The organism is Bradyrhizobium sp. USDA 4503, assembly GCF_054055815.1.
On the sequence record NZ_JBSRXS010000001.1, the window covers coordinates 1 to 23,674 of the forward strand.

Genomic DNA, 23,674 nt, shown 5'->3' on the forward strand with positions numbered 1-23,674 from the left:
CGAGCCGATCGCGACCGACACCGTGATCGCGCTGACGCTCTCAAGCCTCGCCAAGATGCTGGTTGCGGCGATGGACAAGCAGGGCAAAGGTGCGCGGCAGCTGGAAGCGAGCTTCTTCCGCACTGACGGTGCGGTGCGCGCGATCATGGTCGAGACCGGGCGTCCGGTGACGCGGCCCGAGATGATCGATCGCCTGTTCCGCGAGCGGCTCGATGCGCTGAATGATCCGCTCGATCCCGGCTTCGGCTTCGATCTCATTCGCCTCGCCGCAGGGCGTACCGAGATCGTGGTACAGCAGCAGCGCGATCTCGACGCCACCATACACGACAATGACGAGCTCTCGGCGCTGATCGACCGCATCGCCGCCCGCATCGGCGGAAAACGCGTCGTCGTGCATCTGCCGCTGGAGAGCCACATCCCCGAACGATCGGCGCTCGCGCTGCCGGCGCAGCATCATCTGGCCGCGGCCAGCGCCGCCGCCTGGCCGGAGCACGTTGCGAGCGAACCACCGCTGCGTCCCTTGCGGCTATTCGAGCAGCCCGAACCGATCAAGGTGCCGTTCGCGACCGTGCCCGACGGTCCGCCGCATCAATTCACCTGGCGGCGCGCGCAGCACGAGGTGGTGCGGGTCGAGGGCCCCGAGCGCATCGCGATGGAATGGTGGAAGCAGGACGGCGCGTCGCTGACGCGCGATTATTTCCGCGTCGAGGATGCCGAAGGCCAGCGCTTCTGGATCTTTCGCGACGGTCTCTACGAGAGCGAGCTGCGCGACGAGGAGGGCAAGCCCGTTCCGGCCAACTGGTATGTGCATGGGCTGTTCGCATGAGCGCACCTCCACCTGATTATGCCGAGATCGGCATCACCAGCAATTTCTCCTTCCTGCGCGGCGGTTCCGATCCGCGCGCCTATGTGCATCAGGCGAGCGAACTCGGGATTCCCGTGATCGGGCTCGCCGATCACAACACGCTGGCCGGCGTGGTGCGCGCCTGGAAGGAGCTCGACAGCGAGAAGGTTGCCCATCCGCCAAAGCTTTTGATCGGCGCCCGCATCGTCTTCATCGACTCTACGCCCGACATCCTGGTCTATCCGCGCGATCGCGCCGCCTATGGCCGGCTGTGCCAGCTCCTGACCCGCGGCAAGCGCGGCGACGACATCGTGCGGATCGAGAAAGGCGAGTGCCATCTGAAGCTCGCCGACCTCCTCGACTTCGTCGAGGGGCAGCTCCTGGTGCTGGCGCTGCCGCATCGCTTTGAGGAGGCAGGCACGCTCGATCTGCTTGCAAAGCTGAAGGCAAGCGCCGCCGACGGCGTCTGGCTCGCCGCAAGCCTGCTCTATCGCGGCGACGACAGGCGCCGCCTCGCGCGGCTGCATGGCCTCGCCACCGACGCCGGTGTGCCGCTCATCGCCACCAACGAGGTGCTCTATCACCATCCGGCGCGCCGCCCGCTGCAGGACGTGCTGACCTGCATCCGCGAAAAGACCACGATCGAGGCGGTCGGCCGCAGGCTCGAGGCCAATGCCGAGCGGCATCTCAAGCCGGCGCATGAAATGATCAGGCTGTTTCGCGATCTGCCGGACGCGATCGCGGAAACCATGCGCTTTGCTGCACGCATCTCTTTCTCGCTCGACCAGCTCAAATATCAGTATCCCGACGAGCCGGTGCCGCCGGGCAAGACCGCGCAGCAGCATCTGGAAGATTTGACCTGGGCCGGTGTCGACAAATATTTCGGCGGCGAGATCGACGAAAGGCTTCGCACCACCCTGAACAAGGAGCTCGCGCTGATCGCCGAGCTGAAATACGCGCATTACTTCCTCACCGTGCACGACATCGTGCACTATGCGCGCAGCCAGAACATCCTGTGCCAGGGACGCGGCTCGGCAGCCAATTCCGCGGTCTGCTTCGTGCTTGGCGTCACCTCGGTCGATCCGACCAAGGTCGATCTGTTGTTCGAGCGCTTCATCTCCAAGGAGCGGCTGGAGCCGCCCGACATCGACGTCGATTTCGAGCATTCGCGGCGCGAGGAGGTGATGCAATATGTCTACCGCCGCTACGGCCGCCACCGCGCCGCGATCATCGCCACCGTGATCCATTATCGCCCGCGCAGCGCGATCCGTGACGTCGGCAAGGCGCTCGGGCTGACCGAGGACGTCACCGCGGCGCTCGCCGACACCGTGTGGGGCAGCTGGGGCAAGGGCCTCAACGACATGCAGGTGCGACAGGCCGGGCTCGATCCCAAAAATGCGATGATCAACCTCGCGGTCGAGCTCGCCACCGAGCTGATCGAGTTTCCGCGTCATCTCTCGCAGCATGTCGGCGGCTATGTACTGACCCAGGACCGGCTCGACACCTATGTGCCGATCGGCAACGCCGCGATGGACGACCGCACTTTCATCGAATGGGACAAGGACGACGTCGACGCCCTTAGCATGATGAAGGTCGACGTGCTGGCGCTGGGCATGCTGACCTGCATCCGCAAATGTTTTGACCTGATCGCCGACCACAAGGGCGAGCACTGGGAGCTAGCTTCGGTCCCGCAGGACGACAAGAAAGTTTACGACATGCTGTGCCGCGGTGAATCGCTCGGCGTGTTCCAGGTCGAGAGCCGGGCGCAAATGAACATGCTGCCGCGGCTGAAGCCGCGTACCTTCTACGATCTCGTCATCGAGGTCGCGATCGTGCGCCCGGGGCCGATCCAGGGCGACATGGTGCATCCTTATCTGCGCCGGCGGAACGGCCAGGAAAAGGTCAGCTATCCATCGCCAGCGCCCGACCAGGGCGACAAGGACGAACTCTACAACGTGCTGCACAAGACGCTCGGCGTGCCGCTGTTCCAGGAGCAGGCGATGCGGATCGCGATCGAGGCGGCCCATTTCACCTCTGAGGAAGCCAATGGCCTGCGCCGCTCGATGGCGACCTTCCGCAATCTCGGCACCATCGGCAGCTACGAGGAGAAGCTGGTCGGCAACATGGTGGCGCGCGGCTACGATCCGGATTTCGCCCGCAGCTGCTTCGACCAGATCAAGGGCTTTGGCAGTTACGGCTTCCCGGAAAGCCATGCCGCGAGCTTTGCCCAACTCGTCTACATCTCCTCATGGCTGAAGCACCATCATCCGGATGCGTTCTGCTGCGGCCTGCTCAACTCGCAGCCGATGGGCTTCTATGCCCCGGCCCAGATCGTCGGCGACGCCCGCAAGAACGGCATCACGGTGCGCGAAGTCGATGTCTCCTTCAGCTTTGCGCAGAACACGCTCGAGGAGAAGGTCGGCGATCATTGCGCGGTGCGGCTCGGCTTTCGCCAGATCGACGGATTTCACTGGGTGGATGAGGACGAGGAGAGGCTGAAACAGCTTCAACTGTCATTCCGGGATGGTGCGCTAGCACCAGACCCGGAATCTCGAGATTCCGGGTTCTCGCTCCGCGATCCCCGGAATGACGGTGTTGAGACAGACTGGGCCGACCGCATCGTTGCCGCGCGCAACCGCCGGCCGTTCACCTCGCTGGAAGACTTCGCGCGCGACACCGGCCTGCCCAAGCGCGCGCTGATCCTGCTCGCCGACGCCGATGCGTTCCGCTCGCTCGGGCTCGACCGCCGCGAGGCGCTGTGGGCGGTGCGCCGGCTGCCCGACGACGTGCCGCTGCCGTTGTTCGAGGCCGCCACCGCACGCGAGCAGCCGGATGAGGGCGCCAAGCCGCTGCCGGAGATGCCGCGTCCGGAGCAGGTGGTCGCCGACTATCAGACCATCCGCCTGTCACTGAAGGGCCATCCGATGGAGTTTTTGCGCGACACCTTTACAAAGGAGCGCGTCGTCGCCTGTCACACCATCAACCGGAGCAACGACCGCCGCCGCGTCCGCTGTGCCGGCGTCGTGCTGGTGCGGCAGCGGCCGGGCAGCGCCAAGGGCGTCGTGTTCATGACACTGGAGGACGAGACCGGCATCGCCAACATCGTGGTGTGGCCGAAGGTGATGGAGCAGTACCGCAAGGAGGTGATGGGCGCGCGCCTGATCCTGGTCGAGGGCTATATCCAGAGCAGCCCGGAGGGCGTGACGCATCTGGTGGCGCAGCGCATGACCGATCGCTCCCACGATCTGATCGGCCTCGCCAACGAATCCTTGAGCCGCAAGCATCCGGTGCCGGCGGGCCCGGCGCTGATCGAGCCGCTCAACGACGACCGCCGCGATCACGGCGACAACTCGCCGCAAAAGATCCGCCACCCACGCAACGTCCGCATCCTGCCGCCGTCCCGCGATTTTCATTGAACCGCGTGCGACGGCTCTCTCACCGTCACCCTGAGGAGTCCGCGGAGCGGCCGCTCGAAGAGCGACGGCCCGGCTTTTTCCGCGCGACTGCCAGCGGGGCCGTGCATCCTTCGAGGCGCGCAAGCGCGCGCACCTCAGGATGACCGTATCATCTATCCACGTTATCGCGAGCGAAACGAAACAATCCCATCCTCTGCCGTCGATCCCCGAATATTTTCTTCGGCTTTTCGGAATTTGACTTGACGGCAGACCCAACTCAGATGTTCAATATGTGTGTCTCACCCGATCGAGGGCGCTTCGCGGTCGTCACGAACGTGGGTCGAGATGCGGTGGACGCCGATTGCGCAACTGACGAGTGCGCATGAGGCGGACGGCGAAATCGTGCAGGCCTGACGCCCTAGCGGCAGGTGTCTCTTCGCAGGACGTGAATGCGTCGTTGCGAAGACGGTGACAACAAAGCCCAGTCTCGCCGGGGAGAGCACGTATAAGCCGTAACCCATCGCGCAGGGAAAGCCGGATTGCTCCGGTTACACCTGTGGTCCTAGCCCCGAGCTTTCTACCCATTGCTCGGGGCCCATGGGTGCGATCGGCACCCGGCTTTCCCTGCGCCCTCTATGATGAGAGGGCAGAACGAGATGCAAAGCTCGGACAAATCATGTCGCGAGAATGCGGAAGTTTGACTCAGAAGCCACGCCACACACTCATCGTCGTCCCGGCGAAGGCCGGGACCTATAACCACCGTTGCAAATGGTTACGCGATGCTGGAACGACGAGTGCCATCCACAACATCCGCTGCGGCGTATGGGTCCCTGCCTTCGCCGGGACGACGCCTGGGACTTAACCACCGAAGCAAATTGCTATGCACTCTTGCAACGGCGAGCCCCGCTACAACGTGCGCTGCGGCGTATGGGTTGTCTGAGACCACGGCGTGAACGCCAGTGTCCATCCAGTCGGTTCATCGACTGATGTCGCGCGAATGCGAACGTGTAGCCTACACGCCAATGCTGACACGTAGCTTACAGCTGGTCCCTGTCGGGCGGGTCTCACCGTCGCATCGATGGCGGATGACTTCCTCAGCCGCTGCATGCTACTCCACCGCGGCGCCGACCGGCGGTCCGCCCGGCGGGCGGTGCAGGAAGGTGATCGATGCGTAGGCGCCGACCCACGAGCCGAGGGCGGCGAAGGCGACGTAGAGCCAGTTTTCGGTGTAGCTGATCACCGCATAGGAGGACAGCACATACCAGACGCTGCTCCAGGTCGCCGCCGGCACGCGCTTGCGCGCCACGACCGCCGAGGTGAACATGACATAGACCGCGTCGGTCGCTGCGGTCGCGAGGAAGACAGCGCCGGCGGTGAGAGGATCGATGGCAGCCATTGCAACTCCTGTGTGGTCAGGCAGAGCTGGATATAGGGCAGGGCCGGAAATGATTGTTGGGATCGGGCACCGCCTTTTTGTCATCATGCTCGGGCATAGAATAATCGCAAACGGGTATGCGCATGCAGGACATTCGTGAAATCCTTTCCGATGTCTGGACCGGCGCCGGCGGCGCGCCGGCCGCGCTCGATGCGGTCACATTGACCGGCAGCGAGCCGCAGCTGCCGTCGTCGTTTCGGGTCGCGGCGGCAGCGCAGGCGCCGATCGCAGCAGCCGGCCTTGCCGCGGCCGAGATCTGGAAGGCCCGCAGCGGCGAGCAGCAAGAGGTCGCGGTCGACATCCGCCATGCCGTCGTCGAATGCCGCAGCGAGCGCTATTTGCGCGTCGACGACAAGCCGCCGCCGCCGGCCTGGGACAAGATCGCCGGCGTCTATCGTGTCAAAGACAACCGCTTCGTCCGCCTGCACACCAATTTCCCGCATCATCGCGACGCCGTCTGCAGGGTGCTCGGCTGCAACGCTGAGCGCGACGAGGTCCAGGCCGCGCTGCTGCAATGGGACGGCGAGGCGTTCGAGACAGCGGCCTACGCCGCCGGCGGCGTCGTCGCCTTGATGCGCTCGCACGACGAATGGTCGGCGACGCCGCATGCCAAAGAACTGGCCAAACTGCCGTTGATCTCGATCGAGAAGATCGGCGAAGCCGCGCCGAAGCCGTGGCCCGCCGGCAGCCGGCCGCTGGCCGGCATCCGTGTGCTCGATCTGTCGCGCGTGATCGCCGGTCCCGTCGCTGGCCGCACGCTCGCGGCGCATGGTGCCGAGGTGCTGCTGATTTCCGGTCCCGATCTGCCGGCGATCCCCTGGCTCACCATCGACACCGGCCGCGGCAAGCTCACGAGCTTCCTCGAGCTGCGGAGCGAAGAGGGGCGGGGCGTGATGCAGGGTCTGGTGGCGCAGGCCGATATTCTCTCGCAGGGCTATCGGCCGCAGGCGATCGCGCGGCTCGGCTTCTCGCCGGAGGAAGCGGCGCGGATCAATCCCGGGATCGTCTATGTGACGCTGTCGGCCTATGGCCATGCCGGACCATGGGCCGGGCGCCGCGGCTTCGACTCGCTGGTGCAGACCACGACCGGCTTCAATCATGCCGAAGGGCAGGCGGCCGGCACGGACGGGCCGAAGGAATTGCCGGCCCAGATGCTCGACCACGCCACCGGATATTTCATGGCGTTCGGTGCCATGATGGCGAAGGCCCGCCAGGCCCGCGAAGGCGGCAGCTGGCACGTCCGGGTATCGCTGGCGCAGACCGGGCGCTGGCTGTGGAATCTTGGCCGCCTCGAAGGAGGCCTTGCGACCGTGGACCTGAAGGCGGATGCGGTGCAGCGCTTCATCGAACGGCTGCCGTCCGGCTTTGGTACGCTGAGCTCGGTCCGGCATGCCGCAGTGCTGTCCAGCACACCGGCCCATTGGTCCCGTCCGGCCATGCCGCTCGGCAGTCACCCTCCGGAGTTTCCTGCCCCGGAGTTTCCCGGATGAGACATTCAGCTGCCGTTCAGGCTATGCAAACTTTAACGACAGGCGTCGCCGAATGGCGATTTTTAGGTTGTTTGATACGCCAATTCAGCACTATTAGCGCACCGCTGGGGCCGTCCCGCCGGATGCTGCAACGATCGACCCCGCGGACCGCATGGTGAAAGAGTTTACTAAGAGAATGCAGAGCTTTAGCCGTCCGCGCCTGGTCGTGGCCGCGGCGCTGCTGGCGGTTGCCTGCGCGGGTGCCTATGGCTACACGCGTTTCGGCTCGGAAAAGCAGACATCTTCGGAAGTCTCTAGCCAGTCCCGCAAGGGCGGCGCGCGCTATGCGCCGTCGGCGGCCGAGTGGGCCAGCCTGACCTTCCAGACCGTGAGCGAGCACACTTTCCGCTCCGAGCTGGTGACCGAGGGCAAGATCGGCATCGATGAGGACCGCTCCACCCCGGTCTATTCGCCCTATACCGGGCGTGTCACCCGCCTCATGGTGCGGCCGGGCGATGCCGTTGTGAAGGGCCAGCCGCTGTTCGTGATCGAGGCGGCCGACACCGTGCAGGCGCAGAACGATTACATCGCGGCGATGACCGGCCTCAACAAGGCGCAGTCGGCGCTCGACCTGGCGCAGATCCAGGAGAAGCGCGCCAAGGATCTGTCCGAGGGCAAGGCGATCCCGCTGAAGGATTATCAGCAGGCCCAGACCGCGCTGGTGCAAGCGCAGAACGATGCGCGCTCGGCGCAGACGCTTTTGGAAGCGGCGCAGAACAAGCTGCACATTCTCGGCTTCGGCGACGACGACATCACGACGCTGCGGCAGAAGGGCCGCCTCAATCCGGAGACGACGGTGTTCGCGCCGATCGGCGGCACCGTGGTCCAGCGCAAGGCCGGTCCCGGCCAGTATGTCTCGACCGGTGCCAGCGACCCGGTCTACGTGATCGGCGATCTGTCGACGGTCTGGCTGATCGCCTTTGTCCGCGAATCCGACGCAGACAATGTCGCGGTCGGCCAGGACCTTACCTTCAGCGTGATGGCGCTGCCGGGCAAGACGCTGAACGCCCGGGTCAACTATGTCGCCGCGGCGATCGACGCGACCTCGCGCCGGCTCCTGGTTCGCGCCACCATCGACAACGCCGACAAGCGGCTGAAGCCCGAGATGTTCGCCAATGTGACGCTGTATTCGAAGGGCGATCACCCGGCAGTCGGCGTGCCGAAGCAGGCGCTGATCTACGAGGGCGACCAGGTTCGGCTCTGGGTCGCGAGGGCCGACGACAAGACCATCGAGCTGCGTCAGATCAAGCCCGGCCTCATCAATGGCGACCTCGTCGAGGTGGCCGGCAACCTCAAGCCGGGCGAGCAGATCGTGACGAAGGGAAGCCTCTTCATCGACCGCGCCGCATCAGGCACCTAAGCGCATGATCCGGAAAAGTGGGAAGCGGTTTTCCCTCGCGACAAACGCGCAACGCGTTTGCGCGGAGATCACGCTCAATAAGAAAATTCCCATCCAGTTGAAAGCGTCGATCTGAATGGATCGCCTCGTCGCCCTTGCCGTCAATCGCCGCTACTTGATGGTGGCCATGTTCGTGGCCGTCTTGATCGGCGGCCTGCTCGCGTTCAAGCAGCTCAACATCGAGGCCTATCCCGATCCGACCCCGCCGATGGTCGATATCGTGACGCAGAGCCCGGGCCTCTCGGCCGAGGAGATCGAACGCTACATCACGATCCCGATCGAGACCCAGGTCGCCGGCATCAAGAACCTCAAGACCATCCGTACCATCTCGCTGTACGGCCTTTCCGACGTCAAGCTGCAGTTCTCCTTCGACTACACCTATGACGAGGCGCTGCAACAGGTGCTCAACCGCCTGTCGCAGCTCGCGCCGCTGCCGGGCAACGTGCTGCCCGGCATCTCGCCGCTCAGCCCGATCGGCGAAATCTTCCGCTACCGCCTGAAGGGACCGCCTAACTACAGCGTGCTCGACCTCAAGACGCTGCAGGACTGGGTGCTGCAGCGCCGCTTCCGCGCGGTGCCCGGCGTGATCGACGTCACCGGCTGGGGCGGCAAGACCAAGACCTACGAGATCCAGGTCGACTTCAACAAGCTGGTCGCCAACGGACTGACGCTGCCGCAGGTGCTGCAGGCGGTGTCCAACGCAAACATCAATGTCGGTGGCAACACCGTGAACATCGGTTCGCAATCGGCCGTGGTGCGCGGCGTCGGCCTGATCCGCTCGATCGACGACCTCGCCAACACCATGGTCTCGCAGTCCGGCGGCAATCCGGTGCTGGTGCGCGACATCGCCCATGTCACGATCGGCGAGAAGCCGCGGCTCGGCATCGCCGGCCTCGACAATGACGACGACATCGTGCAGGGCATCGTCCTGATGCGCCGCGGCGAGCAGAGCTCGCCGACGATTACCCGCGTCGAGCAGCTGGTCCACGACATCAACCATTCCTCGATCCTGCCGCCCGGCGTGAAGATCGAGCGGATCTACGACCGCAAGGACCTGATCGAGCTCACCACCCACACCGTGCTGCACAACATGGTGGTCGGCATCCTCCTGATCGTGCTGTTGCAGTGGATATTCCTCGGCGACCTCCGCAGCGCGCTGATCGTCGGTGCGACGATCCCGTTCGCGCTGTTCTTCGCCGTGATCATCCTGGTGCTGCGCGGCGAATCCGCCAATCTGCTGTCGGTCGGCGCGATCGATTTCGGCCTGATCGTCGATGCCACCGTGATCATGGTGGAGGCGATCTTCCGCCGGCTGTCGCAGACCACCGCGCTGTCGGAACACGAGCGAAGCCACATCTCCGAGGACACGGTGATGGGGATGAAGAGCCACGCGATCCTGTCGGCGGCCGCCGATGTGTCGCGCTCGATCTTCTTTGCCGCGGCGATCATCATCGCGGCGTTCCTGCCGCTGTTCACGCTGTCCGGCGTCGAAGGCAACATCTTCGGCCCGATGGCGCGCACCTATGCTTACGCGCTGGCCGGCGGGCTGCTGGCGACGTTCACGGTCACTCCGGCGTTCAGCGCGATCATCCTGCCGGCGCATATCCACGAGACCGAGACCTGGATCGTCAAGAAGCTCGACGCGATCTACCTGCCGGTGCTGAACTGGGCGATCGCCAACCGCAAGCTAGTGATGGCCGGCGCGGCCGGCCTCGTGGTCATGACCATCATCTTCGCGCGCTTCCTCGGCCTCGAATTCCTGCCCAAGCTGGAAGAGGGCAATCTGTGGATCCGCGCCACGCTGCCGCCGACGATCTCGCTGCAGGAGGGCAATGCCTATGTCAACGAGATGCGGAAGCTGATCCGCAGCCGTCCCGAGGTGGTATCGGTGGTGTCGCAGCACGGCCGTCCCGACGACGGCACCGATGCGGCCGGCCTGTTCAACGCCGAATTCTTCGCGCCGCTGAAGCCGGCCAGCGAATGGCCAAATACTCACGACAAGGACGTGCTGACCGCGCAATTGCTGGCGCAGTTGCAGGAGAAATTCCCGGGCGTCGAATTCAATTTCTCGCAGTATCTGCAGGACAACGTGTCGGAAGCGGTGTCCGGCGTGAAGGGCGAGAACTCGATCAAGCTCTACGGCAATGATCTGCAGGCGCTGACCGACACCGCCAACAAGATCAAGTCGGTGCTGTCGACGGTGCAGGGCGTCACCGATCTTGCGGTGTTCACCTCGCTCGGCCAGCCGACCATCCAGATCGACGTCGATCGCGCGCGCGCCGCGCGCTATGGCCTGTCGCCGGGCGACATCAACGCCACGATCCGGGTTGCGGTCGGCGGCGACAGCGCCGGCGACCTCTATGAGCCCGGCAGCGACCGGCACTTTCCGATTATCGTCCGCCTTGCGCCGGAATATCGCAAGAGCGCGGAGGCGATCCAGAACTTGCGGATCGGGGTGGCGAACGCCAACGGCGGCATCACGCAGATACCGCTCTCCGAAGTGGCCTCGATCAACCTGATCTCCGGCGCTGCCTATATCTACCGCGAGCAGCAGGAGCGCTATTTGCCGATCAAGTTCTCGGTCCGCGAGCGTGACCTCGGCAGCGCGATCCGGGAGGCGCAGCAGAAGATCGACGAGCAGGTGCAGCTGCCGCCGGGATCGCGCGTCGAGTGGGTCGGCGAGTTCGGCAATCTGCAGGATGCGATCAGGCGGCTGTCGATCGTGGTGCCGATCAGCCTCGCGCTGATCGCGGTGCTGCTGTTCTTCAATTTCGGCTCGATGGTCGACACCATGCTCGCGATGAGCGTGATCCCGATGGCGATCTTCGGCGGTGTGCTCGGGCTTCTGATCTCGGGGATTCCGTTCAGCGTCTCGGCGGCGATCGGCTTCATCGCGCTGTTCGGCATCGCGGTGATGGACGGCATCATCATCCTGTCGCAGTTCAACCAGCTGATCGACGAGGGCTACGACCGGATGCGCGCGGTGATCCGCACCGGCGAGCTGCAGCTGCGTCCGGTGCTGATGACCTGCGTGGTGGCGGGCGTCGGCCTGTTGCCGGCGGCGGTGTCGGAGGGCATCGGCTCGCAGGTGCAGAAGCCGCTCGCCATCGTCGTTGTCACCGGCATGATGCTGGCGCCGCTGGTGATCCTGATCACGCTGCCGGTCTTGATCTTCTATTTCTCGCGCCGGCCGCGCGAGCGCTAGCTCAGAAGGAATCAGGTGAAGCCGTAGAGCCGTGCCGGGTTGTCGACCAGGATCGCCTTGCGGATCGCGACATCCGGCGCCCAGACCGGAAGCTGGTTGAGGAGGCGGCCGTCGTCGATCTGAAACAGCGGCGTCACGTCGGTGACCTTCCTGCCTTGCGGCGTCACCGAATCCGGGTGCGGCCAGTCGGTGCCCCAGACGATACGCTCGGCATTGGCCGCGATCAGCGCCTGCGCCAGCGGCGTGGCGTCGGCATAATCGGGCGCGAGCTTGGAGGCGCGGTAGGCGCCGGAAATCTTGACATAGGCCTTGCCGGATTTGACCAGCGCGAGCAGGTCGGCAAATCCCGGCTGGTCCGTGCCGAGGGCGGCCTCGGCGCCGCCGAAATGGTCGAACACGACCGGCACCGGCGCTGTAGCGACAAGGTCCTTGATTGCGGAGATCATGGCGAGGCTGGTGAACAGCTGCACATGCCAGCCGCGCGCCTTCATCCGCTCGATCGCGGCCGAGAAGCGCTGCCGGCCGACATTGGGATCGTTGACGCCGCCGGTCGCGAGGTTGAGGCGGATGCCGCGGAAGCCGGCCTTGTTCATGGCATCGAGATCGCTCTCGCTGGTCTTGTCGTCGATCACGGCGACGCCGCGCGCGGTCGGCCCGCGGGCCGTGATGCCGAACAGGGTCGACGAATTGTCGGGGCCATAGACGCTCGGCGTCACGATCACCACGCGCTCGACATGGAGCGCCTTGTGCAGCGCGCTCATCTCCTCCGGCGAGGCCGGTTCCGGGGTGTAGACGCGGCCGGCGAAGAACGGGAATTTCTCGGGGTCGCCATGGATATGGGTGTGGCAGTCGCACGCCCCGGCGGGCATGTCGAAATTCACCGCGGTCGATGGCTGCGCTGCCTTGGAAAATGCGTTGCTGCTGGTCATGGTCACTCCGGCTGCGATGGAAGCCAGCATCATATCGCGTCGCGTCAGCATTGGACGTCTCCCTGCGTGCTCGGCTGTTATGCGCGTCATACGCGCGCCGGCATTATGGGTTGCCGGCGGGGGCGGAGGTTATCGGCGGAGAGAGCGGGCGGGAAGGGCCCGTTCGCGGTGCGAACGGTTCCACGATGCCTATTGTCCCGACGGCGTGCGCAGGCCGTGCCAGGCGTCGCGCACCTGATGGTAGTGCACCTCGGGCAGATAGTCCGGCGTCTTCAGGTTCAGCGTCTTGACGTCGAGGCGCCCGGTCGCGCTGAGCAGCGTGTAGGAGGCGATCACGCGGTCGCGCTGCGCACCGATCAGCCGTGCTCGCGCGGTGATCAGATCCTGCTGCGCGTTGAGCACGTCGACCGTGGTGCGCTGGCCGCCCGCGGCTTCTTTCTGCACGCCAGCCAGCGCAACCTCCGCGGCCTTCATCTCGGACTCGGAAGCCGACACCGCGATCTTGGCGCCCTCATTGGCGACCCACGCGCTGACCACGGCGGTCTTGGCCTGATTGCGGACCTGATCCAGCACCAGCCGGCTCTGCGCCGCGACTTCCTTGGTCTGCCGGGTCTGCGATGCGGCGGTGCCGCCGTCATAGATCGGCTGCGTCACCTGACCGATCACCGAGGCTTGATCGGTGCCGAAGCTGCCGAGCGTGGTGTCGGTGTCGCGGCTGCGGCTGACGCTGCCCTGCACGGAGACATTCGGCATCAGGCTGCTCTCGGCGACGCGGATCGAGGTCGAGGCAACGTCGACGTCAAAGCCTGCCGCGGTGACGGCGGGATGCTCGCGGAGCGAGAGCGCGATCGCATCCTCGCGGCTGCGCGGCAACAGCCGGTCGATGGTCTCGGCCGGGCGCAACTGGGATGGTGCGTTGCCGACCACCTGCGCATAGGTGGCCTGGCTGATCGCGTAATTGACCTCGGCGGCGTTGAGATCGGCAAGGCCGCGGTTGAGCCGCGCCTCGGCCTGGGCGGTATCGGTCGGCGTCACGTCGCCGGCATTAAGGCGCCGTTCGGTGATTGCCCGGGTCTCCTTCAGGAAGGCGACGTTGGCGCGCTGCGCCTCGACCAGGGTCTGGTTGGCCAGGACGTTGGTGTAGGCGGTGACCGCGTCGAGCAGCACACCCTGGCCGACATTGCGCAACGCCTCGCGGCCGGACTGCACCTGCAACTCGGCGACGCGGACGCTGTTGGCGGTCTTGAAGCCGTTGAACAGGGTCTGCGTCACCGTGACGCCGATCTGCCACGGCTTCAGCGTTGCGGTCTGGATCACATTGCCGGGCAGCTGGTCGCGCACCGCTTGCAGACCAACCGACAGGCCGGCGATGATCTGGGGACGGTAGCCGGCCAGCGCCTGCGGCACGTTCTCGTCGGTCGCACGCTGGCGCGCCCGCTCGGCGTTGAGTTGCGGATTGGTCTGATACGCCTTGACCAGGGCGTCCGGCAGGCTCTCGGCGCGTGCCGCGGTCTCCGTCAGCAGCGCACATGCCAGCGCGCCAAGGCCGATGCCCGACAAAAGCACGCGCCTCGCTACGTCGCCGACCCTCGCGGCACGCTCAACCATGTGATCCCGCAAACCAATACTCCGGCAGTGCGCCCCCGCCGACGCCGCCGACACATCTACCTGTTTACGGGGCGGTGCCGCCACAGACAAACCGCCGCGCGACATCTGCACATCATTTCAGTTCTTGTCTGTTGCCGGTTCGTCACAGGCGCACGTATCGGTCATATGAAGTATAAGTTTGAACCGCCGGCCGTCGATTCAACGATGCCGGTTATCCACCGTCTCGTCCGGGTCCATTGCTGATGCCGATATTCTTCTCCGACCCCGAGGCGATCGCGGAGCACATCATTCGTGACGTCGGAACCGAACTGGTGGTCGGGCTGCCGCTCGGCCTCGGCAAGGCCAACCACATCGTCAACGCGCTGTATGCGCGAGCAGTGGCCGACCGCTCCATCAACCTGACGCTGTTCTCCGCGCTGACGCTGGAAAAGCCGAAGCCGAAGAGCCTGCTCGAACGGCGCTTCATCGGACCGGTGATCGATCGCCTGTTCGGCGGCTATCCAGATCTCGCCTACGCGGATGCGCTGCATCACGGCGCACTTCCGCCCAACATCAAGGTGATCGAGTTCTTCTTCCTCGCGGGGCAGTGGCTGCACCAGCCATTCGCGCAACAGCACTACATTTCCGCCAACTACACCCATGCGGCGTCATATTTGTTGTCGCGCGGACTGAATGTCGTGCCTCAGCTCGTTGCCAAGCGCATGGTCGACGGCGTGCCGCGCTACAGCCTGAGCTGCAACACCGACACCACGCTCGACGTGCTGCGCGCCCGTGCGCAGGGGCGGGCGTCGTTCAAGCTGATCGGCCAGGTCAATTCCGAGCTGCCCTTCATGCCCGGCGCCGGCGACCTGCCGGCGGATGAATTCGCCGCGGTGCTCGACAGTCCCGAGACCGATTTCCCGCTGTTCGCGCCTCCGTCCGAGCCGATCAGCGACACCAAATATGCGATCGGCTTGCACGCCGCCGGTCTGGTCCGCGACGGCGGCACGTTGCAGATCGGCATCGGGCAGGTCGGCGACGCGCTGGCGCAGGGGCTCGTGGTCCGCCATCGCGACAACGCCCAATTCCACGGCATCATGCAGCGCCTTGCGCCCGGTACCAGGCAACTCGCCGCGGCCGAGACCGGGTCGTTCGAAAAGGGTCTCTACGGCGTCAGCGAGATGCTGTTCGAGGCGTTCCTCGGGTTGATCGACGCCGGCATCCTCAAGCGCGAGGTCGGCGGCGTGATCCTGCACGGCGCATTCTTCCTGGGCCCGCCATCATTCTACCGGGCGCTGCGCGAGATGGCACCGGAGCAGCTGGCGCGAATCCAGATGATGCCGGTTTCCTTCACCAACGAGATCTTCGGCGACGAGGACGGCAAGCGTCGCGCCCGGGTCGATGCGCGCTTCGTCAACAATGCGATGATGGCGACGCTGCTCGGCGCTGCGATCTCGGACGGTCTCGAGAACGGCCAGGTCGTGAGCGGGGTCGGCGGCCAGTATAATTTTGTGGCGCAGGCATTCGCGCTCGAGGGCGCACGTTCTGTGCTGGCGCTGGAGGCGACCCGTCAGTCCGGCAAGCAGGCGCAGTCGAACATCCGCTGGTCCTATGGACATGAGACCATCCCGCGGCATCTGCGCGATGTCTTTGTCACGGAATATGGCGTTGCCGACGTCAGGGGGAAATCCGATGCCGACGTGATCGCCGCGATGCTGCAGGTCTCGGACTCCCGCTTCCAGGGCGAATTGATGCGGCGGGCAAAGGATGCCGGCAAGCTGCAACGCAGCTACGAGATTCCTGCTGCGCATCGCGAAAATTATCCCGAGCGCATCGGCGATGCGCTGAGGCCCGCGCGCGCATGCCGGGCTGCTGCCGTCATTCCCGTTCGGCAGCGACTTCACCGATGTCGAGCAGCGGTTGATTCCGGCCTTGCAGATCTTGCAGCAGGCGCAGCACACGCCGCTGCAACTCGCCGGCCTGCTGTGGCAGGGCATGCGGCATCCGCCCGATGCCGCCGACCGCGAATGCCTGGCGCGGCTCGGTCTCGACAAGCCGACGCATTTCGCCGAGCGCGCCTATCGCGCGCTCGTCACCGCGGCATTGCAACGGAGCCGAATGGCTAAAGCGCGATGAGATCATCGCGCTTTAGCCTGTTGTCTGAGCATGATCTTGTCCGGAAAACCGCTTCGCACTTTTCCGGATCATGCTTTAGCGGTTCTTGTTGACCGGCTTGCGCTTCTCGATGAACGCCGCCATGCCCTCGGAGCGATCCTCGAGCGCGAAGGTCGAGTGGAACAGATTGCGCTCGACATTCATGCCCTCTGCGAGCGGCGTCTCGAACGCGCGGTTGACGGCTTCCTTGGCCATCGCGACCGCCGGGCGCGACATCGAGGCGATCTTCTCGGCTGCCGCGAGCGCCTCCTCGAGCAGCTTGTCGGCCGGCACGATCCGCGACACGAGGCCCGAGCGCTCGGCTTCCGCCGCATCCATCATCCGCCCGGTCAGGCAGAGGTCCATCGCCTTCGACTTGCCGATCGCACGGGTCAGGCGCTGCGTGCCGCCGATGCCGGGAATGGTGCCGAGGGTGATTTCCGGCTGGCCGAACTTGGCGGTGTCGGCGGCGATGATGATGTCGCACATCATCGCGAGCTCGCAGCCGCCGCCGAGCGCATAGCCCGCGACCGCGGCAATGGTCGGCTTGCGGCAACGGGCGACGCGGTCGCCGCCGATGGCGGTGAAATCGCTGTTGAACATGTCGATGAAGCCTTTCGGCTGCATCTCCTTGATGTCGGCGCCGGCCGCGAAGGCCTTCTCGCTGCCGGTGATCAGGATACAGCCGATCTTGTCGTCGGCCTCGAGATCATCGACCGCCGCGGCGATCTCGCGGAACACGCCGAACGAGAGTGCATTCAGCATTTTCGGCCGGTTCAGCGTGATGACGCCGACCGGTCCCTTGCTTTCGACAATGATGAATTCGAACGTAGCCATGGACGCAAACCCCGTGCCTGATTTGCCGGGCAATGTGCCCGCTGACGGGATGCGCTTCAAGTGGCTGAAACGAGGCTTTGGGCTGCGGTGCGGCGCCCCCCGCGCCGCACCGCAGGTGCCTCCGCTAGGCCATGAACATGCGCGCGGCGGAGGCCACCGTGAGCAAAGCGCCGAACCCGATGAAGATCTTCCCGATCAGCGAGGTCTGGTCCCAGCTCGCGCTGTCGCTGCTCGCCAGAACCGGGGCCGGCTTGGGTGCAGCCACGGCAACCGTCGGCGGCGGCGCCGGCGATGCCTCCTGTTGAGCGGTCTGCGGCTGGGCCGGCTGCGGCTGTTCCGCCGGCTGCTCCTGCTGCAGGGCGCGGTCGACCTCGTTGAGCTGGTCGGATGCGACCACATTACCGTCGGACTGGTCTGCGGGCTTGTCGGCCGCGGCAATCAACACATTGGCTTTCACCGGCGTCGCCGCTGCATTGTCGTCGCCGGAGGTCAGCTCCGCATTGGCGTTGGCGACGGTGGCGGGAATGCCTGCCGAGGTGACCCTGCCGGCGTCGTTGTTGGTGGCCTTCTTGCTGTCGGATTTGTCGGCGGTCTTTTCAACGGTCTTGGAGGACCGGTGGCGCGCCGAGCGCCGGCCATGCCGCGAACTCTGCCCGGCGGACTTGTCGGTCGTTGCGCTGTCGGATTTCGACGCCGATGCGTCCGAACCGGCCGCATGCGCCGGCAACGGAGCCGCAAGACACACGAGAAGCCCTGTCAGTCCTGTCGCAACCATCAATGCCAAGCGCCCGCTGGCTTTGATCTTCATTTGATGATCTCCCCATGTCGCCCGCCCAAGGGCGAAAAGAGACCCCGCTGCGTGTCCACACCGGGGCAGAAAAAGGGAATCTTCGGGCATCCGGGGGCAAAAGCTGGGCAATTTCTTCCCAGCGGCCCATCGGAGGCAGCAGCACCGATGCTTGTCGGACCGATCGGTGTTATGAGCCGTGACGTCTGGAAACCCGCCGGAGCGATTCTTTGAGGCCGATCCTCGGCGCGGTCTTGCCGGAGGATAGAGATCACGAATTCGTGATCGTCTGGCATGCCGCGTAACGAACTGAAAGATCGGCCGAATTGCAATTCAGGAGCCTGCGTGCGCGAACGTGAGGATGAATGGACCGGCCTGATGCGGTCGGCCATTTCAGGCGATGATGCGGCGTACCATCGCCTGCTCAAGGCCATCACGCCGGTACTCCGTGCTGCCGCGCGCCGCGGCCTGGCGCGCGCGGGACAACCGGTCGATCAGTCCGAGGACATCGTGCAGGACATCTTGTTGGCGGTACATTTGAAGCGACAGACCTGGGACACCAGCGCGGCGTTCGCGCCGTGGCTGTTCGCGATCGCGCGCAACAAGCTGATCGACGCGCTGCGCCGCCGCGGCAAGCGGATCTTCGTCAACATCGATGATTTCGCCGAGACGCTGCCCGGGGAAACGCCGGAACCGACGGCCTCGCCGGGCGAGGTGAGCGCCCAGTTGCAGGCTTTGCCTGCGCGGCAGCGCGAGGTGCTGCAATCGATCGCGGTCGACAGCACCTCGATCAAGGACACCGCGGCGAAATTCTCAATGACCGAGGGCGCGGTGCGGGTCGCGCTGCATCGTGGGCTTGCGAGCCTCACTGCGAAATTACGGGATCGATGAGCATGGACACCGATCAACTCATTCGAACCCTTGCCGCCGACAATGCCTATCGCTCGCGTCCGATCGGTGTTGCGCTGATGCTGGCACTACTGGCGGCGGCGCCGGTCTCGCTTCTGATCTTCTTCGCCGAACTCGGCGTGCGGCCCGACGTGATGATCGCGATGCACAATCCGTTCTTCGACCTGAAATTCGCCGTGACGCTGGCGCTTGCCGCCTCGGCGATCGCGGTCAGCCTGCATCTGTCGCGCCCGGAGGCTTCGCTGCGCGGCTTCGGCTGGTGGCTGCTGATTCCCGCCGCCATCCTCGTCGCCGCCATCAGCGGCGAGATGATGATGCCACAGCGGACGCCGATGATGACGCGGCTGATCGGCAAGAATTCGATGGCCTGCATGACCGCGATCCCCACGATGTCGCTGCCGCTGCTGGTCGGCGCGTTGTACGGGCTGCGGCAGGGCGCGCCGGCGCGGCCGGCGGTCGCCGGTGCGATAGCCGGCCTGCTCTCGGCAGGGCTGGCGGCAACCGTCTACGCGTCGCACTGCACGGATGACTCGCCGCTGTTCGTCGCCACCTGGTACACGCTGGCGACCGCGGTCGTCGCGAGCGTCGGCGCACTGATGGGAAACCGGGCGCTACGCTACTAGGCCGCTGGCGCGGACTGCTGCATGCGATGGAAGCGCAGCACCTGCTGCGCGGTCGACGGCCGCAGCCGCTCATAGGTGTCCTTGCAAGCCTGCAGATCGGTCGGCTCGCCGCCCGAGATGTCGTCGCGCAGGTTGATGATCGCCCGCACCGTCGACCATGACAGGCCCGAGACCTTGGCCAGGATCATGACGCCCTCGGCGCGGGTTTCGATCATCATGTTCTCGGCGACGCTGACCGAGACGTTGGCGAGTGCGGCGAGCGAGGCGTTGGTCTCGTCGAACTTGCCGGCCTCGGCGAAGGCTGCGAGCTGGAATTCGTCGAGCCGGCCATCCTGGTAGAGCGACTTGACCAAGGCATGCGCGATCGTGGTGTTCGGCGTCACGGCGGCCGGCGCCGAGCGCGCGCGCCGCGTCGCTTCCTTCACCGCGATCGGAATCTCCTTGGCCTGCTGCGGATTGGCAGCCTCAAGCCGCTGCCTGACCGCGTCCGAGGCCTTGGCGACCAGCTTGAGATAGAGATGCCGCGGGATGTTCGGGCGCAGGCCGACGCAGGTCGACAGGTTGTCGTCGCCCTCGGCGCGGCTGACCAGGCGGGTGAAGCCGCGCTCGGTGAATTCCGCGCCGGGATTGTTGACCGCGCTCTGGATCACCTCGTCATTGCCGCGCAGCACCAGCACGTCGGTGACGGCGCCGCTCAGCATCTTGCGGTTCGAGATCGCGAGCAGATGCGCCTGGCTCTTGCTGCGCGCCGTTTCGATCAGGGTGTCGTCGTCGAGCCGCGGCGACAGCGTCAGCACGGGGCCCGCGACCTCGATCAGGTCGTCGAAGGCAAGGGTGCGGATGGTCTGCGGCGGTGCGGTATCGATCGGGGCGAGGCGGTCGGCGAGCAGCGCCTTGGCCGAGTTTTCGATGTGCTCGAGCAGGCATTGGAAAACATCGTCGAACAGCACGATCTGCTCGTTGGAATAGTTCACCGAGCCGTTGATGAAGAGGTCGGTCACGCGGCGCAGCGTCTCGACGCGGCGTGCGACGGTGCCGTGTGCGAGCGTCGTCTGCAGCTCATCGAGCAGACTTTCGGGGGCGGTCTCGGGCTTCAAACTCATGACTCTGTCCTGGAGCGGTGGCGACGGCTTCTCCGGCGCCGAAGAGGAAAAGGATTTCAGGCGCTGGCGATGCGGTTGCGTCCCCTGGCCTTGGCTGCGTAAAGCGCGCCATCGGCGCGGGCGAGCAACGTATCGGAGTTTTCGCGCGGCTTGAGCGTCGTGACGCCCGCGGAGATCGTCACCCGCATGCCGGGCGAGAATGCGCTCCAGTCGAGATCGGCGATGATCGCGCGCAGCCGCTCGAGCGCGCGCATCGCCTGATCCTGCGACAGGTCGGGCAGCACCAGCAAAAATTCCTCGCCGCCGTAACGGCCGAAGCGATCGACGCTGCGGAGGTTGGCGAACATGCCGATGGCGAAGGTGCGCAGCGCCTCGTCGCCGATCGGATGGCCGTAGACGTCGTTGATGCGCTTGAAATGGTCGAGGTCGATCAGCGCGACCGCGCAGGAGCTGCCGTTGCGCGCGCAGCGCGCGATCTCCTCTTCGAGCGTGCGCATGATGCTGCGGCGATTGGAGGCGCCGGTCAGTTCATCGAGCTCCGCGAGCTCCTCGATGCGCCGGTAGGCTTCCTTCAGCTTCAGCCCGCTCTGGTACAGCGATTGCTGCATCGAACTGGAGAAGATGCCGAGGCACATGCAGCGCCCGATCGTCAGCGCGAACACCAGCATGGTGGCGAGGCGATCGATCCGGGTCGCGGTCGGCATCCCGATCGCCTTGTCGGTGCCGAGGAACAGCGCGGCGAGGCCCAGCACCATGACGGTCCAGACGATCGCAGTCTGCCGCGCCGAGGTGCGCAGCGCGCCGAAGCCGAACACCACGAACAGGTTGCAGAGAAACAGCACGCCGACTTCCGGCGCGATGTAGGTGAACACCAGCAGGTTCACCATGTTGATCGCCGATTGCGGCGCGACCAGATAGTGGTCGCGGAAGCGCTCGTGAAAGCCGCGCTCGGAGAGCACCACATAGACGGCGACCAAAGACAGACCGGTCAGCGCGTAGGCGGCCGCCACCCAAGCCGACGTGGTGCCGCCATGCGCGTAGATCAGCAGCACGACGGCGTCGAGCACGAAGCAGGCCGCGATCATCGACTGGATCTGGCGGCGCTGCTTGGCCCGGCGCGCCAGGCGCTCGGCCGTCAGCCTGGGACGGCCGCTTTCCGATGCGCCCGCGATCGGACTGGGAAGTGACGACGCAGCGCTGCCCATGGTCTCGCCATTGGTGAAGTCCGGCGAAAATCTACGTGGGAAAGCCTTTAGGTTTGGTATCTTTTGGAACCGAATCTACCCCGGTGTAGCCCGGTCATCGCCCTTGTTTCGTAAGGGGAATCCGTTCGCAGAGGCGAGACGGGAGCGATGTGCGGCAAGCCTGCGCTGTGGCGGACTTCGTGACGGTGCTGGCGTGCCGATAAAGCCTTGGTATGGTCGCGCCGGATGGTGCCTGTCCGCGAGAGTTTCCACTATTATGATACCGTTCATCGAGTCTCGGCTGATTTTTTCTCATTGGAAGCGCCGACTGTGGCATAGATCACACATGCAGTGCGGACATTGCCGTAATGTGAAGAATCTTGGCTCTCGCGTCGAACCACGCACCGCCCCCTTCAGACCAACTTTGCGAGACGGGCATTGAGCGCGACACAGGCGGCTTCAGACGACGTTCTGATCGCTCGGATCGCTCAAGGCGACCGGCTTGCCATGCAGGTGCTGTACGGGCGGCACCATGTCAGGGTGTACCGCTTCGGGCTTCGGCTCGTGCGGGACGAACAGGTGGCGGAAGATCTCATCAGCGAGGTCTTCCTGGACGTGTGGCGTCAGGCGGGCAAGTTTGAGGGACGATCCGCCGTTTCGACCTGGCTTCTGGCGATTACCCGGTTCAAGGCGTTGTCTTCGCTGCGGCGAAGGAAGGACGCCGAGCTGGACGATGAGGCCGCGAACGCGATCGAGGACACGTCCGACGATCCGGAAACGGTGGTGCAGAAGAAGGACACCGGTGACACGCTGCGTAGGTGCCTGACGGGACTATCGGCGGAACATCGGGAAATTGTCGATCTTGTCTACTATCACGAGAAATCCGTGGAAGATGTCGCTGAGATCGTGGGGATTCCGGAGAATACCGTGAAGACGCGCCTGTTCTATGCGCGCAAGAAACTTGCCGAGTTGCTGAAGGCAGCCGGTGTCGAGCGAGGTTGGCCATGATGGCTGCGAGAACAAAGGTGCAAGAGCCTGACGATATCGAGATGCTGCTGCCCTGGCACGCGGCCGGCACGCTGAACGCGCGTGACACGCGCCGCGTCGAGGAGGCGCTTGCGAGCGATCCGGAGCTCGCTCGGCAGTATGCCGTCATTCGCGAGGAATATGCCGAGACCATCGGCCTCAACGAGAGCCTCGGTGCGCCCTCGGCGCGCGCGATGCAGAAGCTGTTCGCCGCGATCGATGCCGAGCCGGAGCACAAGCCGTCGATGGGCGCGCGCATGTCGGCCTCTGTCTCGGAGTTCTTTTCGAAATTGTCGCCGCGGACGCTGGCGTGGTCGTCCGGCCTCGGTGCGGTCGTGGTGTTGTTGCAGGCGGGTGTGATCGGCGCGGTGCTGATGCGCAGCCAGCCGGCCTTGTTCCAGACGGCGTCGCTCGATGTCGCCGAGCGCAGTGCGCCGGTCGCGCCCAGTGCGCCGATCACGCGCGACCTCGGCGCCAGCGTGGCGGCGACGCCGACCCGGCTGCTGGTGCGCTTCACACCCGATGCCAGGGTCGCCGACATCACGTCGCTGCTCGACAATTACCAGGCCTCGATCCTCGACGGGAAGGGCGGGATGTTCCGGCTGCAGTTCCGCGCAATGGACAAGAGCAGCGTCGCTGCGCTGATTGCGCGTTTGCAGAAGGAGAAGATCGTCAGCCTCGCGGTCGAAACGCCGTAATCGGCGGCTGACGGTTCTGCGCCGAGTTGA

The 23,674-nt window shown here is 65.2% G+C and carries 15 protein-coding genes and 2 pseudogenes; 10 read left to right on the plus strand and 7 right to left on the minus strand.

Going from position 1 to position 23,674, the window contains the following annotated elements; translation table 11 throughout:
- Both ACVMIH_RS00005 and ACVMIH_RS00010 read left to right on the plus strand, forming a co-directional pair.
- A pseudogene (locus ACVMIH_RS00005) lies at positions 1–826 on the plus strand (DNA polymerase Y family protein); the annotation flags it as partial.
- Positions 823–4,260: an error-prone DNA polymerase gene (locus ACVMIH_RS00010; protein WP_141339526.1), complete on the plus strand. Its 3,438-nt coding sequence runs from the start codon at positions 823–825 to the stop codon at positions 4,258–4,260. The pseudogene ACVMIH_RS00005 and the gene ACVMIH_RS00010, both read left to right, overlap by 4 nt.
- A gap of 1,087 nt (positions 4,261–5,347) precedes the next feature.
- On the opposite strand, the gene ACVMIH_RS00015 is transcribed toward ACVMIH_RS00010, so the two are convergent.
- On the minus strand, positions 5,348–5,635 hold the full coding sequence (locus tag ACVMIH_RS00015; RefSeq protein WP_018270628.1) for a hypothetical protein: 288 nt from the start codon (positions 5,633–5,635) through the stop codon (positions 5,348–5,350).
- 122 nt (positions 5,636–5,757) lie between these two features.
- Here ACVMIH_RS00015 and ACVMIH_RS00020 point away from each other — a divergent pair, with 122 nt between their 5' ends.
- The 3 genes from ACVMIH_RS00020 to ACVMIH_RS00030 all read left to right on the plus strand — a co-directional run bounded on the left by ACVMIH_RS00020 (position 5,758) and on the right by ACVMIH_RS00030 (position 11,807).
- A complete protein-coding gene (locus tag ACVMIH_RS00020; protein ID WP_057015749.1) occupies positions 5,758–7,164 on the plus strand; it encodes a CoA transferase in 1,407 nt (468 codons plus the stop codon).
- A 151-nt stretch (positions 7,165–7,315) separates the two neighbouring features.
- Positions 7,316–8,563 carry an efflux RND transporter periplasmic adaptor subunit gene (locus ACVMIH_RS00025; protein WP_057015665.1) on the plus strand — a complete coding sequence of 416 codons (1,248 nt, stop codon included), beginning with the start codon at positions 7,316–7,318 and terminating at the stop codon, positions 8,561–8,563.
- A 115-nt stretch (positions 8,564–8,678) separates the two neighbouring features.
- Positions 8,679–11,807 (plus strand): efflux RND transporter permease subunit, encoded by a 3,129-nt coding sequence (locus tag ACVMIH_RS00030; RefSeq protein WP_057015664.1) that lies wholly within the window; start codon positions 8,679–8,681, stop codon positions 11,805–11,807.
- A gap of 11 nt (positions 11,808–11,818) precedes the next feature.
- Here ACVMIH_RS00030 and ACVMIH_RS00035 read toward each other — a convergent pair whose 3' ends face one another.
- Both ACVMIH_RS00035 and ACVMIH_RS00040 read right to left on the minus strand, forming a co-directional pair.
- Positions 11,819–12,787, minus strand: coding sequence for an amidohydrolase family protein (locus ACVMIH_RS00035; protein ID WP_057015663.1), 969 nt, complete (start codon positions 12,785–12,787; stop codon positions 11,819–11,821).
- Positions 12,788–12,925: 138 nt separating this feature from the next.
- Positions 12,926–14,344: a TolC family outer membrane protein gene (locus ACVMIH_RS00040; protein WP_143271176.1), complete on the minus strand. Its 1,419-nt coding sequence runs from the start codon at positions 14,342–14,344 to the stop codon at positions 12,926–12,928.
- Between the two features lie 242 nt (positions 14,345–14,586).
- On the opposite strand from ACVMIH_RS00040, the pseudogene ACVMIH_RS00045 reads away from it, so the two are divergent.
- A pseudogene (locus tag ACVMIH_RS00045) lies at positions 14,587–16,459 on the plus strand (acetyl-CoA hydrolase/transferase C-terminal domain-containing protein).
- 75 nt (positions 16,460–16,534) lie between these two features.
- Here ACVMIH_RS00045 and ACVMIH_RS00050 read toward each other — a convergent pair.
- The gene (locus ACVMIH_RS00050) at positions 16,535–17,314 is read right to left on the minus strand and encodes an enoyl-CoA hydratase (RefSeq protein WP_016843234.1); all 780 of its coding nucleotides are present in this window, start codon (positions 17,312–17,314) and stop codon (positions 16,535–16,537) included.
- Positions 17,315–17,438: 124 nt separating this feature from the next.
- Positions 17,439–18,122 carry a hypothetical protein gene (locus ACVMIH_RS00055; protein ID WP_057015661.1) on the minus strand — a complete coding sequence of 228 codons (684 nt, stop codon included), beginning with the start codon at positions 18,120–18,122 and terminating at the stop codon, positions 17,439–17,441.
- Positions 18,123–18,446: 324 nt separating this feature from the next.
- Here ACVMIH_RS00055 and ACVMIH_RS00060 point away from each other — a divergent pair, with 324 nt between their 5' ends.
- Both ACVMIH_RS00060 and ACVMIH_RS00065 read left to right on the plus strand, forming a co-directional pair.
- A complete protein-coding gene (locus tag ACVMIH_RS00060; RefSeq protein WP_057015660.1) occupies positions 18,447–18,992 on the plus strand; it encodes a sigma-70 family RNA polymerase sigma factor in 546 nt (181 codons plus the stop codon).
- 2 nt (positions 18,993–18,994) lie between these two features.
- On the plus strand, positions 18,995–19,633 hold the full coding sequence (locus ACVMIH_RS00065; protein WP_057015659.1) for an NrsF family protein: 639 nt from the start codon (positions 18,995–18,997) through the stop codon (positions 19,631–19,633).
- On the opposite strand, the gene ACVMIH_RS00070 is transcribed toward ACVMIH_RS00065, so the two are convergent.
- Positions 19,630–20,736 (minus strand): DUF2336 domain-containing protein, encoded by a 1,107-nt coding sequence (locus ACVMIH_RS00070; protein ID WP_057015658.1) that lies wholly within the window; start codon positions 20,734–20,736, stop codon positions 19,630–19,632. The two genes, ACVMIH_RS00065 and ACVMIH_RS00070, sit on opposite strands and share 4 nt — an antisense overlap.
- Positions 20,737–20,792: 56 nt before the next feature.
- A complete protein-coding gene (locus tag ACVMIH_RS00075) occupies positions 20,793–21,941 on the minus strand; it encodes a GGDEF domain-containing protein (RefSeq protein WP_057015657.1) in 1,149 nt (382 codons plus the stop codon).
- A 417-nt stretch (positions 21,942–22,358) separates the two neighbouring features.
- Here ACVMIH_RS00075 and ACVMIH_RS00080 point away from each other — a divergent pair, with 417 nt between their 5' ends.
- On the plus strand, positions 22,359–22,928 hold the full coding sequence (locus ACVMIH_RS00080; protein WP_016843228.1) for a sigma-70 family RNA polymerase sigma factor: 570 nt from the start codon (positions 22,359–22,361) through the stop codon (positions 22,926–22,928).
- Positions 22,925–23,644: a hypothetical protein gene (locus ACVMIH_RS00085; protein WP_057015656.1), complete on the plus strand. Its 720-nt coding sequence runs from the start codon at positions 22,925–22,927 to the stop codon at positions 23,642–23,644. The genes ACVMIH_RS00080 and ACVMIH_RS00085 overlap by 4 nt, the downstream gene beginning before the upstream one ends.
- Positions 23,645–23,674 lie beyond the last annotated feature (30 nt).

Coding starts and splice junctions, on each gene's coding strand:
- ACVMIH_RS00010 (WP_141339526.1), top strand. CDS start 823: ATGAGCGCACCTCCACCTGATTATGCCGAGATCGGCATCACCAGCAAT.
- ACVMIH_RS00015 (WP_018270628.1), bottom strand. CDS start 5,635: ATGGCTGCCATCGATCCTCTCACCGCCGGCGCTGTCTTCCTCGCGACC.
- ACVMIH_RS00020 (WP_057015749.1), top strand. CDS start 5,758: ATGCAGGACATTCGTGAAATCCTTTCCGATGTCTGGACCGGCGCCGGC.
- ACVMIH_RS00025 (WP_057015665.1), top strand. CDS start 7,316: ATGGTGAAAGAGTTTACTAAGAGAATGCAGAGCTTTAGCCGTCCGCGC.
- ACVMIH_RS00030 (WP_057015664.1), top strand. CDS start 8,679: ATGGATCGCCTCGTCGCCCTTGCCGTCAATCGCCGCTACTTGATGGTG.
- ACVMIH_RS00035 (WP_057015663.1), bottom strand. CDS start 12,787: ATGCTGACGCGACGCGATATGATGCTGGCTTCCATCGCAGCCGGAGTG.
- ACVMIH_RS00040 (WP_143271176.1), bottom strand. CDS start 14,344: ATGGTTGAGCGTGCCGCGAGGGTCGGCGACGTAGCGAGGCGCGTGCTT.
- ACVMIH_RS00050 (WP_016843234.1), bottom strand. CDS start 17,314: ATGGCTACGTTCGAATTCATCATTGTCGAAAGCAAGGGACCGGTCGGC.
- ACVMIH_RS00055 (WP_057015661.1), bottom strand. CDS start 18,122: ATGAAGATCAAAGCCAGCGGGCGCTTGGCATTGATGGTTGCGACAGGA.
- ACVMIH_RS00065 (WP_057015659.1), top strand. CDS start 18,995: ATGGACACCGATCAACTCATTCGAACCCTTGCCGCCGACAATGCCTAT.
- ACVMIH_RS00070 (WP_057015658.1), bottom strand. CDS start 20,736: ATGAGTTTGAAGCCCGAGACCGCCCCCGAAAGTCTGCTCGATGAGCTG.
- ACVMIH_RS00075 (WP_057015657.1), bottom strand. CDS start 21,941: ATGGGCAGCGCTGCGTCGTCACTTCCCAGTCCGATCGCGGGCGCATCG.
- ACVMIH_RS00085 (WP_057015656.1), top strand. CDS start 22,925: ATGATGGCTGCGAGAACAAAGGTGCAAGAGCCTGACGATATCGAGATG.